Below are 14,357 nucleotides of genomic sequence, written 5' to 3'. Positions count from 1 at the left end.
ATTTTAGGAGCAATTGTTGTGAAAATAATTGATGCACATATGCATTTATCCAATATAAAAGAGTTTCATTATACAGCACAGAATCTTTCATTTGTGAATTATTCTAATGATGGAATACTAAAAGAATATAAGGATGCAGGAGTAGTTTTAGGTATCGGCATGGGGTTAACAGAAACAGACGTACCTGGATTTCCAGACCCTAGTGCTAAAACTCCAATGGGCTTAGATTTAGAAGAAAGCATACCATCGAATATTATGTACTGTACAGGTGTTAACCCACATACATTAAATGAAAATTCACTTATTAACTTAGAATTGGAGCTTCAGAAACCAAATGTAGTTGGAATCAAAATCTATTTAGGATACTATCCCTTTTATGCTTTTGATAAAGTATATGATCCTGTATATGCTTTGGCAGAAAAATATGATGTGCCAGTTGTGTTCCATTCTGGTGATACGTATTCAGAAAGAGGACTTTTGAAATATTCGCACCCATTAACTCTTGATGAAGTGGCGGTAAAACATCGTAAAGTGAGATTTATGATGGCCCATTTTGGAGATCCATGGGTATTGACAGGTGCGGAGGTTGTTTATAAGAATTCGAATATGTATGCAGATTTATCTGGCCTGTTAGTAGGAACCGAACAGGATTTTAAAACAAAACTTAACGGCAGATTTTTCGATCATTTGAAGCATGCCTTAGAATTTTGTGATCATTATGAGAGACTCCTTTTCGGAACGGATTGGCCGTTAGCTCCAATTAAGCCCTATATAGATTTTATTAAGTTGCTTATACCAGAAAAACATTATGAAGAAGTATTTTTTCACAATGCATTAAAGGTATTTCCTAAGCTTAAAAATTATTTATGATAAAAAGAGGTCGTATTTACGGTAAATACGGCCTTTATAATTTAAAGCTTTTATATAATCATGTTAAAATGGTTTTTAGAAGGCGAGGGAATAAGGTGGATCAAATTATTAAGAAAACAGAAGCGTTTGTTCAAAATGAAATGGGAGAGGATTCGACCGGCCATGATTGGTTTCATGTTGACCGAGTTCGAAATCTTGCTTTGTATATCGCAAAATGTGAAGGGAATGGGGATCTATTTGTTATCGAGATGGCGTCATTGCTACACGATATTCCAGATGAAAAATTAAATTCTTCTATAGAAAAAGGAAAATATAAATTGAGTAGTTTCTTATACTCTTTATCACTTCCCCCCGATCAACAGGCAGCAATATTTGAAATAATTGATACTATCTCCTTTAAAGGCGGAAATGAGTCTTCAGTACATACATTTGAACAAATGGCTGTTCGAGACGCAGATCGTCTGGATGCCATCGGAGCAATTGGAATTGCACGAGCTTTTGCTTATGGAGGAAATAAAGGACAGCTTATGTTTGATCCAAGCTTACTTGCCAGAGAAAATATGACAATCGAAGAATATCGAAAGGGAAAATCCTCGACAATTCATCACTTTTATGAAAAATTATTATTATTGAAGGATAAAATGCTTACGAATACAGGAAAACTAATTGCTTTGGAAAGACATCAATATTTAGAGAATTTTCTAAAGCAATTTTATCAAGAATGGAACGGTGATTATGAAATCAATAACAGTTGAAGAACTATCAAAAACTTACGGAGAAAAACAACTGTTTAACCATCTATCCTTTCATATTAATGAAAAGGATAGAGTAGGAATAATCGGTGTGAATGGGACTGGAAAATCTAGTTTGCTGAAAATATTGGCAAAATTAGATGAACCTGATTCTGGAGAAATCACGCATCCAAATCAGTATTCAATTGGTTATTTATCACAAAATCCGGAGTTAAATTCGGAATTAACCGTATTGGAGCAGGTTTTTCAAGGGGAGGCAGCCATTTTACAATTGTTTAAAAGATATGAAACATTATTGATGCAATTGGAAAACGATCCTGCAAACACTAATTTACAAGATATACTATTTTCATTGCACAAAGAAATGGATGCTTTAAATGCATGGGATGCAAATGCTAATGCTAAAACGATTTTATCAAAATTAGGAATTGATGATTACTCAAAAAAAATTGGTAATCTTTCTGGAGGACAAAAGAAACGGGTCGCCTTAGCGCAAGTACTAATCGAAACACCTGATTTATTAATTTTAGACGAACCAACCAATCATTTAGACTATGATTCAGTAAACTGGTTAGAAGATTATTTAAATAAATATTCCGGAGCTATATTACTTGTAACCCATGATCGCTATTTTCTGGATACTGTTGTCAATCGAATTTTTGAACTGGATCATGGTCATCTTTATTCCTACAAAGGAAATTACCAAGATTTCCTTGAAGCAAAAGCACTTAGAGAAGAAGAAGGTCTTGCAAGTGAAAGCAAAAGAAAGAATCTTTACCAGCAAGAGCTTGCTTGGATGAGGCGTGGTGCAAAGGCTAGGTCTACGAAGCAAAAAGCAAGAATCCAACGTTTTGAACAACTTGAATCTTCACTTGGAAAACTCGCGGGAAATGAAAATGTGGACTTTGCAATCCAGGGCAGCCGTTTAGGGAAGCAAGTATTTGAGTTTGAGGAAGCATGTAAAATATATGATGATCGGGTCATATTAAAAGATTTCAACTGGCTAATTAAACCAGGGGATAGAATTGGTGTAATTGGGAAAAACGGAAGCGGTAAATCCACATTTATGAATCTACTCGCCGGAGTGATTCCTCTTACAAGTGGTAAAATTATTCAAGGTCAAACGGTAAAAATAGCTTATTATAGACAAGAAAATGAGGATATGGATGACCGGAAACGAATGATTGAGTATATTCGTGAATATGGAAATGCTGTAACGACAAAAGACGGAGAAACGATTTCTGCAGCGCAAATGTTGGAAAGATTTCTTTTCCCCTTATATACACATGGTACACTAATTCGGAAATTATCTGGTGGAGAGAAAAGACGGTTATATTTATTGAGACTATTGATGGAAAAACCAAATGTATTGTTACTTGATGAGCCGACAAATGATTTAGATACACAAACACTTACTGTCCTGGAGGATTATTTAGAAGAGTTTCCTGGAGTTGTTATTTCCGTTTCACATGATCGTTACTATTTAGACAAAACAGCCGAGCAACTTTTAATTTTTGAAGGCGATGGAAACATCGATCGATACTATGGCACCTACAGTGAATATTTAGAATGGAAACAGGTGGAAGCTAAGAAAGAAGTGAAGGATCCCTCTCCTGTAGTAGAGAGAAACGTCAACAAACCGAAAAGAATGAGCTATATGGAGAAAAGAGAATGGGAAGAAATAGAGGGGAAAATATCAACAGCAGAACAAAAATTGGAATCCCTTCAGTTAGAATTAAATAATATCGGTAGTGATTTTGAAAAGGCGCAAAAGATTATGGACGAAATAGCAGTCCAAGATGAAACGCTAGAACAGCTTATTGAAAGATGGACCTATTTGTCCGAACTTGTATAGAAACTAGTCCAATTGGTATAAGAGGTGAGAGTTATGAAAATTGTTACGATTGAACCTACTCCGAGTCCTAATACGATGAAAATAATCTTAAATGAGGAATTACCTGCAGGGAAAAGTACAAATTATAAATCAGAGCAAGCAAAAGAAGCACCATTAATCATACAATCTATCCTTGAAATAGAAGGTGTTAAAGGTGTATATCATGTTGCGGACTTCCTTGCAGTAGAACGAAATGGAAAAATAGATTGGCAAGATATATTACCAAAAATAAGATTAGCGTTTGGTGAAGATGAAACTACTCAAAAACATCAAGAGCAGAAAATAATGGAGCATTTCGGGGAAGTTCATGTTTTTATCCAAATGTTTAAAGCCATACCTCTTCAGGTCAAACTGGTAGATGGAGAACAGGAGAAACGCTTTGGTCTACCAGTAAATTATCTTCAGGCAATGGAAAAAGCGCAGTTGCCTGGAGATAATTATGTGCTCTTACGGAAATGGAAAGAACAAGGTGTTCGTTATGGCGACCTAGAAAATGTAGGGAAAGAGGTTGTCGAAGAAATAATCGCAGCATATCCGGATGATCGATTAAATAAAATTGTAGCAAATGCACTGAATCCAAAATTGGAATTGGAAAATGATTTAAAGAAAATGTTTAAAGTGACCATTGATATGTTAGAGGATCCTGATTGGCGTAAAAGATATCAGCTTTTAGAACAAATGGAGAATCCTACAACGAATGATTTACCTGTTCTAGAAAAAGCTCTACATGATGAGAAATCTTCTATCAGAAGATTAGCAGTTGTTTATTTTGGGATGATTAAAGATAAAAGTGTTTTACCTTATTTATTTGAAGGTCTGGAAGATAAAGTAGTAACAGTTAGAAGAACTGCTGGTGATGCCTTATCAGACCTTGGATTTAAGGAAGCTATTCAACCAATGATGAAAGCTTTGAAAGATAACAGCAAAATTGTCCGCTGGAGAGCAGCAATGTTTCTATATGAGGAAGGAGATGAAACGGCACTACCAGCTTTAAGAGATGTAGAAAATGATCCTGAGTTTGAAGTTCGCCTTCAAGTTAAGATGGCCATCGAAAGAATTGAAGGCGGGGAAGCCGCACAAGGATCTGTTTGGAAACAGATGACGGAAGCTAGGAAATCAAAATAAAAAGAAACGTTCGGAGGCAATGAAGATGTCAATGGCATATGAAGAATATATGAAGCAAATTGTAAAACCAATGCGAGAGGAACTTGTTCAAGCGAAATTTGCGGAGCTATTAACCGCTGAGGATGTAGAAAAATATATGAATTCAGTAGATGGTACAACACTTGTGGTCGTAAATTCTATATGTGGTTGTGCTGCTGGCTTAGCAAGGCCAGCTGCGGTTCAAGCGCTAGAAAAAAGTTCTAAGAAACCAGATCATTTTGTAACAGTTTTTGCAGGACAGGACAAGGAAGCAACTGCCAAAATGCGAGAGTACTTTGTTAACTATGAACCGTCTTCTCCATCAATGGCGATTTTAAAGGGGAAAGAAGTTGTACATTTTATTCCTCGTGATGATATAGAAGATCATGATATAGAAGAGATTGTTGATAATATAACTAAAGCTTTTCAAGAATATTGTTGATCATTATTTTAGCTGGGTGTCAAACGACACCCCATTTTTAGGTGTGATAAAAATGTTTGTATCTATTGCAGGAAGAACGAATGCATCTATGACCGATTATGGTAAAGAAGTGGCCATGGGATTAAATGTTCCCTTTATAGAAAGAAAAAAGCTATCAATACAGACACTACAGGCTAATTATCATGATGATTGTATCATCGTTGGGAAAGAAAGATTAGAGATGTACTTAAGAAATGCTGAAGCTCCCTTCTTTTTTCATCCCAATTCTGCGAGTTTTAGGATTAAGCGATTGTTAAAAGGTGAGCATGACCCTTTTGTCCATGCTACTAATCTAAAAAAAGGAATGAGCATATTAGATTGTACGATGGGACTTGCCTCTGATAGTATTGTATCTGCTTTTGTAGTAGGGGAAAGTGGTAAAGTAGTTTCTCTGGAAGGAAATCAATATCTTTCGTATATTGTTAATCATGGATTACAGACTTGGAACTCATGTCTATTACAAATAAATAGTGCAATGAGAAGAATCAAAGTTATTTCAACTACCTATGATGACTTTCTGAGAAAGTGTCCTGATAATATGGTGGATGTAATTTATTTTGATCCTATGTTTGAAGAATCAGTTCTCACATCCGATGGGATAAAAGCACTTAAGGATTTTGCTATATATGGAGGAATAACCGCAAATACGATTGAGGAAGCCAAAAGAGTTGCAAAAGATAGAATTGTTTTAAAGGACCATTTTCGTTCTTCTACTTTTAAAGAATATCAATTTCAAGTTTTTACAAGGAAATCAGCAAAATTCCACTATGGGGTTTTAAACTTGTAACGTCTATTCACAAACTTTTCTCTACTATGAAGTCCCATCATCAATAAATTTCACGAAAAAGATGGGATTTCGAAAAAATGCAACAATTTAGTCAATATTTCCCTATTAAAAATAGCTATTTCGTTGTAAAATAAGAGATATATCAGATTAAATTAAGGATTTTTTAAGTTTTTTTTGGAAAATAGATTATAAGAATAGTAGGGTCTATTTGCTGTAGAAAGGGGAGATAGCCGTGAAAAAGTGGATGAAAAAATCAATTGTTGTGCTGGTATCCATATTTACTTTTGGAATGGTCACTCCCACACATGCGTTTTGGAATGGGAATCACGATGTTGATAAATCAGAACAACAAAAACATGATCAATCTCAAAATCCAACTTATTTATCTATACAGCAATCAAAGCTTGACAAGGAAAGTTTTGTTAACTCGGTGATGGTGGAAGCAGAGAAACAATCTTTTGAGAAATTTGGTGCAAAAATATCTCCTGTTATTGAAGATGATTTTAGACAAATTATTTTGCCAAATATTCAAAGAGCAATAGAAATGACTGTTGCTGAATATCCCGAAGAAAAGCTTGAATCACTAGCTATTTCAGAGTCACCTAGTGGCGGGGTAAGCGAGAAAATATTTCACATATATGATACAAAAACAAATGAAGATATTATTCGCTTCCACGTAAGACGAGACCACCCACCAATGGATGGATATTATTTTAATTTTCATTACCATGTACAATATGATAAATACCAAAAGCATTATGTACTTGGAAAAATATATTGGGATAAAAACACCCCACCAAAATGGATGAGTGTATAATAAGATAAGTGGAGGTGCCAAGCTCATCCGCTAGCTTATGGCTGCTTGCGCTAGACAAAAACAACACAAGTTATATGCATAATATAATAAAAAAATTATACTTACATATTCTTTCAAAAAGGTGCCAATTTTGGCACCTTTTTTAGTGATTTTACCAATATAATTGAAATGCCCTACTTTCGCAATATGTTATAATGAAACTACTAAACTACTAGAAAAACATTAGGATGGCTATTGATGCGCAAATTACTAGTATGTATTTTCATTATAGGTGTACTATTGCTATAGGCCTATCACAATCATTATTTGATGGTATATTATAAAAGAATGAAGGATTAACTAAGGTTAATAAGAGGTGTTATGATGAAGCAATATCTGGATTTATGTAAACATGTTCTAGAAAATGGAACAAAAAAGGGTGATCGTACGGGCACGGGAACGATCAGTACTTTTGGTTATCAAATGAGATATAATCTTCAGGACGGTTTTCCGCTTCTAACAACAAAAAAGTTGCACTTGAAATCGATCATTTATGAATTACTTTGGATGCTTAATGGAGATACGAATGTTAAATACCTTCAAGAAAATGGTGTAAAAATATGGAATGAATGGGCAGATGAAGCAGGAGAGCTTGGCCCGGTTTATGGACATCAATGGAGATCTTGGGAGAAGACTAATGGGGAAACATTAGACCAAATTTCAGAAGTAATCGAACAAATTAAGTCTAATCCTAATTCGCGAAGGTTAATTGTGAATGCTTGGAATGTAGGTGAAATCGATAAAATGGCCTTACCCCCATGCCATTGTTTCTTTCAATTTCATGTAGCAGATGGAAAATTATCTTGTCAGCTTTATCAACGGTCTGCAGATATCTTTTTAGGTGTCCCATTTAATATTGCTTCTTATGCCTTATTAACAATGATGATAGCACAAGTATGTGATTTGCAACCTGGTGATTTTATCCATACATTAGGTGATGCCCATATATATGAAAATCATATTGAACAGGTGGAGCTTCAATTAATGCGAGAACCCAGACCATTACCGAAAATGGTTATTAATCCAAATGTATCTTCTATTTTTGATTTCCATTATGAAGATTTCTCGTTACAGGATTATCAGCCTCATCCACATATTAAAGGAGTTGTTAGCGTATGATATCTTTTTTATGGGCAGAAGATCAGAAGGGAATTATCGGAAAGAATAATCAATTACCTTGGCGCTTACCTGAGGATTTAAAGTATTTTAAAAAAACAACAATGGGACATCCGATAGTAATGGGGCGTAAGACATTTGAATCGATTGGCAAACCTCTTCCAGGACGGACAAATATTGTATTAACTAGAGACGAGAATTTTCAAGCTGAACATTGCCTAATATTTCAAACAAAAAATGAGCTGTTAAAATGGATTAGAGAGAAAGATGATGAGGTATTTATTACTGGTGGAGCCGAGATCTTCGGATTATTTATGGAAGAAGTCGATCGACTATATGTGACAAAAATTCATCATGAATTTGAAGGAGATACATACTTTCCGCTTATAGATTGGACAGAGTGGAAAATCATTTCAAAAGAAAAAGGGGTAAAAAACGAAGAAAATCCATATGAATATGAATTTCAAGTATTCGAAAGAAAATAATCCACATAGAGGCAATCTTCAATATTTAAAAATTTTTATATTGATTTGCAAATAAAGACAGGATTTGTAATTAAACATAAGGTATAATGTATTTAAACGGGTGAAAAAGAGGATTGATATTTTGCTATTTAAAAGCCTTGAGTTCAAAACACATAATGGACAGAAGGTGAAAATTACCGATATTCCGGTATTAAATGAAGCAAGTCCCCATTACTACACAATAAATAAAAGGCTTGCACAGTTAGTGAAACAAATTCATAATTCCTCAAGTGTAAAGACAAATTATTCATTTCGAGATTACTTAAAAAAGGCCCTAAGGTGGCCGGATTTTGAATTAATCTATCAGTCATCGATATTAAAAAATAATGCATAATATTTGATAAGGTCTCTTGAAATAGGAGATCTTTTTTCTATGTAAAGGCTCTGTTAAAGGATCATGATAATTATATTTTTATAATAGATCATGAAAAATTTAATGCATTATGATGTTGAAAAAAGGGTAGTAATGTTATAATTAATAAGATTTCTTAAAGCGAGGTGATCAAAATGATTAGAAAATTCACCTTACTTTTAGCCATTATTATTCTAGTATCAGGTTGTTCCATACAGATAAATGGCCAACCAAGCAAACAAGCAAATATTGAAGCAAAAAAGATGCCACCTGAAGGATTCTTACCGAAGAATCTTCATATCGTGGCAGTCGGAGATTCCCTAACACAAGGAGTTGGCGACAGTACGAATCGTGGTGGATATTTACCTTATCTGAAAGAAATAATGGAAAAAGAAAAAGGAATTGGTTCTTTTACTTTTGAAAATTTCGGAATTAAGGGAGATCGAACGGATCAACTGTTAGCGAGACTTAAACAGCCAAAAGTAATGACTGAAATAAAAAAAGCTGATATTGTTACTGTAACAATAGGCGGTAATGATGTCATGAAAGTTTTTAGGGAGAATTTCACCAATTTGCAAGTAGACAAATTTGAAACAGCTATTAATGGGTATCAAAAAAGATTGAATGAGATTATACAGACCATTCGTGAATATAAACCCGATGTAGGAATCGTGTTAATTGGTATTTATAATCCATTTGAAAAGTGGTTTTCCGACATTAAGGAACTAGATGAGATAGTGAATGATTGGAATAATGCAAGTGCGCAAACCTTGATGCAATTTAAAAATACACAATTTATTCCGATCAGTGATATTTTTGAAAATCAGAATGTAAATTTATTTTATTCTGATGATTTCCATCCTAATGATACAGGGTATCAATTAATGGCAAAACGTATTGGGGAATACTTAAGTAAAAATGAGCTTAAACAATTAAGACAATAACATGGGAGGTATAAAAAATGATCCATGTTAAAAATCGCTGGAAAAAAGCATTTTTTGCTTTGCTATTCATCGTTTTGGTCATTGTCATGATAATAGGATATTTTATTTTTACCCCTGGTAGTTCAGGTACAATACCAAAAACTAACTTAAATAAAGATAAATATGTACAGTTTCATGTTAATACTAATAAAGATGACCTAAATAAATTGATCAACCATTATATTGAAAAAGAAGGTTTAAACGGTCCAATAAAATATAATGTTTATTTACGAAATGATGTGGAATTGGATGGTTCTATACCTGTATTTTCTGAGAATGTTGAATTGAAAATGACATTCATTCCTGAGGTATTGGAAAATGGTGACTTAATATTAAAGCAAAAATCAATTTCACTGGGAAGTTTAAATCTACCTGCTTCTTTTGTTTTGAATCTTATTAAGAATTCATACAAGCTACCTAATTGGGTGAGCATTCAGCCTGATAAGAAAATGGTTTATGTAGGTTTGCAAAAAATGAAGATCAGGCAAGGCGATATGAAAGCACGTATCGATACATTTAATTTAGACGATAACGATATTTCCTTTACATTACTTTTTCCTCTCGAAAATCAATAACTTTATATCAAGATGAGCAGGTGCCTTTTAATGAAAGGGCACCTGTTTTTTAAGCTAATACTATTTTTGAATCTATAAAGAAAATGGTAACTATCTTTGATGGGGTAAATAATACATTTTCCATTGTATCAATTATTTTTTTTGTTTCACAATCCATTACTTCTATTTTTGTCGTCATCGGTTCAATCAATTTATATTCCGATGATTTTTTATAGCTAATGTTATCGAAAAGGGTTTCTTTATATTTGATAGAGACATTCACAGAAGGATAATCGGATGTTAAATGAATAAATTTTACCTTTGTATCTTTTGACGTTTCATTTGGAAAGTCTTCAAAAGTTAATAACTGTAATTTATCATTGGTGGAAACGGTTGCCAATGTGTATGTTTGATTAGATTCTAAATCGATATTTTTGTTAATAATGGTTGATACTTGTGTTCCTGCTGGATAAATATCAAGATGATGTTTGCCTTTATCTAATACATAGTAAGGAGTAATATTTTTAAATGGTAAATCTTTAATTAATAGCCTACCATTTGTAAATATATCAATATTTGCAATGTCTTTTGTGGCATTCAAAAACCGAACATGTACGGGATTTGTCTGTTGCATTGTTCGATTTTGCCATAATACTTTATTCATATATTTTAAATGTTTTTGATAATATTCGATTTGACGAGCAGGGTCCGTATATTTATAATATTCAGCAAGCAAATTATATTTGGTAGCTCTTTGAAAATAATCGGATTTATTTTTCATGATTCTTTTCGCTCCATTCAAGATTTGCTTACACTATATTCTTGCGCCTATAGGTTGGTGCCTTGCTTGCAGAGAAAAGTAATTTCTAGTGAAAGGGATCATAGTGATTTATAATAATATGTAGGTAATAAGATAACCTTGAATAGGAGGTAAGAGAGATGGCGAATGAATTGGCCACGTTTGCTGGTGGGTGTTTTTGGTGTATGGTAAAACCATTTGATGAACAAGAAGGTATTGTGAGCGTCATTTCCGGTTATACGGGTGGAAAGGTGCCAAATCCGACGTATGAAGAGGTTTGTTCAGGGATGACAGGGCATACGGAAGCCGTTCAAATCACATTTGATCCAACTGTATTTCCATATGAAAACCTATTGAGTGTTTTTTGGCAACTAATTGACCCAACAGATGCTGGAGGACAATTTTATGATAGAGGTTCCTCCTACAGGCCAGCAATTTTTTATCATAATGATAAGCAAAAACAGTTAGCAGAGGAATCGAAAAGTGCGTTGCAGAGTAGCGGTAGATTCAAAGCTCCGATTGTGGTGGAAATTGTGCCCGCTGACACTTTTTATCCTGCAGAAGAGTATCATCAACACTATTATCAAAAAAACCTGGCACATTATAATGCTTATTATGAGGGATCAGGTAGAGCGGGTTTTATTAAAAAACACTGGGGTCACAATGATATAAAAAAGAAGCTAAACAGAATCCAATACGAGGTAACGCAAAATAATGCAACGGAACCTCCTTTTCAAAATGAATACTGGAATCAATTTGAAGAAGGAATATATGTAGACATTGTTTCAGGCAAACCGCTTTTTAGTTCTCTTGATAAATTTGATGCAGGATGTGGATGGCCAAGTTTTACAAAGCCAATAGAAGAAAACGAAATAATCGAGAAAGTCGATCAAAGTTATGGGATGATTCGAACAGAGGTAAGAAGTAAAACTGCGAATTCACATTTAGGCCATGTTTTTGACGATGGTCCAGGAGAGACAAAATTAAGATATTGTATAAATTCCGCCTCATTAAAGTTTATTCCGATAAGTGAATTAGAAAAAGAAGGATATGCAAAATACTTGAAATTATTTTATCAGTTTTAGAAGTCATACAAAATCAATAATAATATGGGCGAATACACATTCATTAAATAGGTTTATGACATATCCTAAAATGAAAAATAAAAATTTCATTTGAGGAGTTGTTTGGTATGTACTATGGAGGTTATGGCGGTGGCGGCTGTTGCTATCCAACATATAATTATGGCGGCTGTGGAGTTGGTTATGGCGGCGGATGTGCAAATTGGTTCCCATTAATTGTTGTATTGTTTATTCTACTGATTATTATTGGGGCTTGTTGGATCAATTAATACCTTATAAAAAATAGTCCCCGTATAAGGGGACTATTTTATTTTAAAGTTAGAAATTAAATCTCTTAAGTTTTCCGCTTGCTTAGATAATTCAGATGCAGATGCGGTTACTTCTTCCATAGCCGCTGAGCCTTCTTCTGATGCTGCGGCTGTAGTTTCTGTGTGGGAAGCGGTAATTTCTGCTATTTCGCTTACTGCAGCGAAGGAATTTGCAACATCACGACTTAAAATCAATGTTTGATCAATTTGTGAAACCATTTCTGAGATTACTTTTGTCGTTTCATTTGTGTGTTTAAGTATTTTTTGTAATGACTGTGTTGTCTCATTAGAAATTTCTACTCCAGAAATAACTGCTTGTACGCCTTCTTTATTTTGCTCAATTACTGTATTAACTTCATTCTGAATAGAGTGGACGATAATAGAGACTTCTTTTGCAGCATTTTGAGATTGTTCAGCTAATTTTCTTACCTCATCAGCAACTACTGCAAATCCGCGACCATGTTCACCTGCTCTTGCAGCCTCGATAGCTGCATTCAATGCCAGGAGATTTGTTTGCCCTGCTATTCCAGTAATAGTATTAATGATTTTTGTAATTTCATCTGATTTTTTCCCTAAAGATTCAACGGTAGAACTTGTATTGGCCATTGTTTCTTCGATACTCATTATCTTAATCGATGCTTCCTTAACAGATGTTTCTCCAGATTCAGCAGAAGATTGCATATTTAATGCTGCAACTTTTACACGATCGGCAAGACTGCTTAAGACCTCAACGACTTCATTTAAAGAATTCATTTTGTTTAATGAGGCATCCATTTGCGTTGTTGTTTTTTCACTGCCAGATGCTATTTCACTTGAAGTTTCGGCAATAGACATTATCGTTTTAGCTGTTTCCTCAGCTGAAGCTAATAGTTCTTCACTGCTAACTGATACATTTTCCGCCATTTTTGATACTTCCTTAACAAGCTTCGCTATACCATCAATAAGCACATTAGTATCTTTGGCAAGACCAGCAAGCTCATCATTAGAATTGACTTGTATTCGTTTTGTGAGGTCTCCCCCGGCATTTGCTATTTCAAGGATAGAACCACTAATTTTTCTAACATTAGATTTTATGCTTCTGGACAAAGCTAAGGAAAGTACAATGGTAAGTATAATTGCTACTAAAGATAATAAGAATGTTGCCGCTTCCATTATTTTAGCTTTATTATGTAGACTATTTATCCGATTTTGAGTTGTATTGGATTGTGTTTTATCAAATGCGGAAATATTTGATTCCATTTTCCCCATGTAATCTTTTCCATGAGCATCTTTAATTAAATCTCTAGCTTCCTTTTCAGTTTGAAATTGACGCGTTTGAATAACGTTGTCAATAGATCCACTCCAATAATAGTAGGATTCTTCGATGGCCACAACTTTTTTGAGTTGTGACTTATCCGCTTTAACTAATGTTTTTAATTGCTTCATATTTTGGTCTATATTTTTTTTACTAGAATAATATGGATCTAAAAAGCTCTCATCACCTGTAATTGCATATCCTCTTTCTGCAGATTCAATGGTATAAGCGGATTGTAGAATACTTTGTATTTTTTCATGGATAACAAAATCATGTGAAACAACGTGATCAATTTCTTCTTCTAGTTGCTTCATATTGAAATAGGATGTAATGGATAAAAGAATCAAAAGAATGGTTAGAACTCCAAATGAAATAGTGATTTTCCCTCTAATGGATTGTACATACGAAAAGGAGATTTTTCTTTGTTTTTTATTCACTTCTTTTTGAACCTTTAATTTTTTTGGTTTTTTGGGCTTTTTCACCTTTGGATTACTTTTTTCTTTTATGCCCATTTTGGTCCCCCCTTAGTAATGTTTTTGAAATAACATATGACAAATTATCT

The 14,357-nt window shown here is 34.0% G+C and carries 16 protein-coding genes; 14 read left to right on the top strand and 2 right to left on the bottom strand.

The window, feature by feature from the left end; translation table 11 throughout:
* The first annotated feature begins 18 nt into the window (after nt 1-18).
* The 12 genes from AC3WJF_RS15535 (at nt 19) to AC3WJF_RS15480 (ending at nt 10,333) form a co-directional block, all read left to right on the top strand.
* Entirely contained in the window at nt 19-870 is an 852-nt protein-coding gene (locus AC3WJF_RS15535) for an amidohydrolase family protein (protein ID WP_492453754.1), read from the top strand.
* 95 nt (nt 871-965) lie between these two features.
* On the top strand, nt 966-1,625 hold the full coding sequence (locus tag AC3WJF_RS15530) for an HD domain-containing protein (protein WP_492453752.1): 660 nt from the start codon (nt 966-968) through the stop codon (nt 1,623-1,625).
* The gene (locus AC3WJF_RS15525) at nt 1,606-3,477 is read left to right on the top strand and encodes an ABC-F family ATP-binding cassette domain-containing protein (protein ID WP_492453750.1); all 1,872 of its coding nucleotides are present in this window, start codon (nt 1,606-1,608) and stop codon (nt 3,475-3,477) included. The genes AC3WJF_RS15530 and AC3WJF_RS15525 overlap by 20 nt, the downstream gene beginning before the upstream one ends.
* Nucleotides 3,478-3,510: 33 nt before the next feature.
* Complete coding sequence (locus tag AC3WJF_RS15520) at nt 3,511-4,641, top strand: conserved virulence factor C family protein (RefSeq protein WP_492453748.1); 1,131 nt, start codon at nt 3,511-3,513, stop codon at nt 4,639-4,641.
* A gap of 25 nt (nt 4,642-4,666) precedes the next feature.
* Entirely contained in the window at nt 4,667-5,101 is a 435-nt protein-coding gene (locus AC3WJF_RS15515; RefSeq protein WP_492453746.1) for a BrxA/BrxB family bacilliredoxin, read from the top strand.
* A 52-nt stretch (nt 5,102-5,153) separates the two neighbouring features.
* Nucleotides 5,154-5,927, top strand: coding sequence for a class I SAM-dependent methyltransferase (locus tag AC3WJF_RS15510; RefSeq protein ID WP_492453744.1), 774 nt, complete (start codon nt 5,154-5,156; stop codon nt 5,925-5,927).
* 232 nt (nt 5,928-6,159) lie between these two features.
* Nucleotides 6,160-6,744, top strand: coding sequence for a YpjP family protein (locus tag AC3WJF_RS15505; RefSeq protein WP_492453742.1), 585 nt, complete (start codon nt 6,160-6,162; stop codon nt 6,742-6,744).
* Nucleotides 6,745-7,107: 363 nt separating this feature from the next.
* Nucleotides 7,108-7,902: a thymidylate synthase gene (locus tag AC3WJF_RS15500; protein ID WP_492453739.1), complete on the top strand. Its 795-nt coding sequence runs from the start codon at nt 7,108-7,110 to the stop codon at nt 7,900-7,902.
* Nucleotides 7,899-8,384, top strand: coding sequence for a dihydrofolate reductase (locus AC3WJF_RS15495; RefSeq protein ID WP_492453737.1), 486 nt, complete (start codon nt 7,899-7,901; stop codon nt 8,382-8,384). Before AC3WJF_RS15500 ends, AC3WJF_RS15495 begins: the two co-directional genes overlap by 4 nt.
* Before the next feature lie 121 nt (nt 8,385-8,505).
* Nucleotides 8,506-8,757 carry a DUF2535 family protein gene (locus AC3WJF_RS15490; protein WP_492453736.1) on the top strand — a complete coding sequence of 84 codons (252 nt, stop codon included), beginning with the start codon at nt 8,506-8,508 and terminating at the stop codon, nt 8,755-8,757.
* A gap of 173 nt (nt 8,758-8,930) precedes the next feature.
* Complete coding sequence (locus AC3WJF_RS15485) at nt 8,931-9,719, top strand: SGNH/GDSL hydrolase family protein (protein ID WP_492453734.1); 789 nt, start codon at nt 8,931-8,933, stop codon at nt 9,717-9,719.
* 17 nt (nt 9,720-9,736) lie between these two features.
* Nucleotides 9,737-10,333 carry a YpmS family protein gene (locus AC3WJF_RS15480; RefSeq protein WP_492453732.1) on the top strand — a complete coding sequence of 199 codons (597 nt, stop codon included), beginning with the start codon at nt 9,737-9,739 and terminating at the stop codon, nt 10,331-10,333.
* 49 nt (nt 10,334-10,382) lie between these two features.
* On the opposite strand, the gene AC3WJF_RS15475 is transcribed toward AC3WJF_RS15480, so the two are convergent.
* Nucleotides 10,383-11,093 carry a DUF4397 domain-containing protein gene (locus tag AC3WJF_RS15475; RefSeq protein WP_492453730.1) on the bottom strand — a complete coding sequence of 237 codons (711 nt, stop codon included), beginning with the start codon at nt 11,091-11,093 and terminating at the stop codon, nt 10,383-10,385.
* 158 nt (nt 11,094-11,251) lie between these two features.
* Here AC3WJF_RS15475 and msrA point away from each other — a divergent pair, with 158 nt between their 5' ends.
* A complete protein-coding gene (gene msrA / locus AC3WJF_RS15470; RefSeq protein ID WP_492453728.1) occupies nt 11,252-12,196 on the top strand; it encodes a peptide-methionine (S)-S-oxide reductase MsrA in 945 nt (314 codons plus the stop codon).
* Nucleotides 12,197-12,303: 107 nt separating this feature from the next.
* Nucleotides 12,304-12,462 (top strand): YjcZ family sporulation protein, encoded by a 159-nt coding sequence (locus AC3WJF_RS15465; protein WP_492453726.1) that lies wholly within the window; start codon nt 12,304-12,306, stop codon nt 12,460-12,462.
* Nucleotides 12,463-12,495: 33 nt separating this feature from the next.
* Here AC3WJF_RS15465 and AC3WJF_RS15460 read toward each other — a convergent pair whose 3' ends face one another.
* The gene (locus AC3WJF_RS15460) at nt 12,496-14,307 is read right to left on the bottom strand and encodes a methyl-accepting chemotaxis protein (protein ID WP_492453724.1); all 1,812 of its coding nucleotides are present in this window, start codon (nt 14,305-14,307) and stop codon (nt 12,496-12,498) included.
* Nucleotides 14,308-14,357 lie beyond the last annotated feature (50 nt).

The organism is Heyndrickxia sp. FW510-T9, from assembly GCF_058781025.1.
Note: the sequence above shows the minus strand (reverse complement) of the source record. Positions and strands in the feature narration are given on the sequence as shown.

Coding starts and splice junctions, on each gene's coding strand:
- AC3WJF_RS15525 (WP_492453750.1), top strand. CDS start 1,606: ATGAAATCAATAACAGTTGAAGAACTATCAAAAACTTACGGAGAAAAA.
- AC3WJF_RS15515 (WP_492453746.1), top strand. CDS start 4,667: ATGTCAATGGCATATGAAGAATATATGAAGCAAATTGTAAAACCAATG.
- AC3WJF_RS15520 (WP_492453748.1), top strand. CDS start 3,511: ATGAAAATTGTTACGATTGAACCTACTCCGAGTCCTAATACGATGAAA.
- AC3WJF_RS15480 (WP_492453732.1), top strand. CDS start 9,737: ATGATCCATGTTAAAAATCGCTGGAAAAAAGCATTTTTTGCTTTGCTA.
- AC3WJF_RS15475 (WP_492453730.1), bottom strand. CDS start 11,093: ATGAAAAATAAATCCGATTATTTTCAAAGAGCTACCAAATATAATTTG.
- AC3WJF_RS15485 (WP_492453734.1), top strand. CDS start 8,931: ATGATTAGAAAATTCACCTTACTTTTAGCCATTATTATTCTAGTATCA.
- msrA (WP_492453728.1), top strand. CDS start 11,252: ATGGCGAATGAATTGGCCACGTTTGCTGGTGGGTGTTTTTGGTGTATG.
- AC3WJF_RS15465 (WP_492453726.1), top strand. CDS start 12,304: ATGTACTATGGAGGTTATGGCGGTGGCGGCTGTTGCTATCCAACATAT.
- AC3WJF_RS15510 (WP_492453744.1), top strand. CDS start 5,154: ATGTTTGTATCTATTGCAGGAAGAACGAATGCATCTATGACCGATTAT.
- AC3WJF_RS15460 (WP_492453724.1), bottom strand. CDS start 14,307: ATGGGCATAAAAGAAAAAAGTAATCCAAAGGTGAAAAAGCCCAAAAAA.
- AC3WJF_RS15500 (WP_492453739.1), top strand. CDS start 7,108: ATGAAGCAATATCTGGATTTATGTAAACATGTTCTAGAAAATGGAACA.
- AC3WJF_RS15495 (WP_492453737.1), top strand. CDS start 7,899: ATGATATCTTTTTTATGGGCAGAAGATCAGAAGGGAATTATCGGAAAG.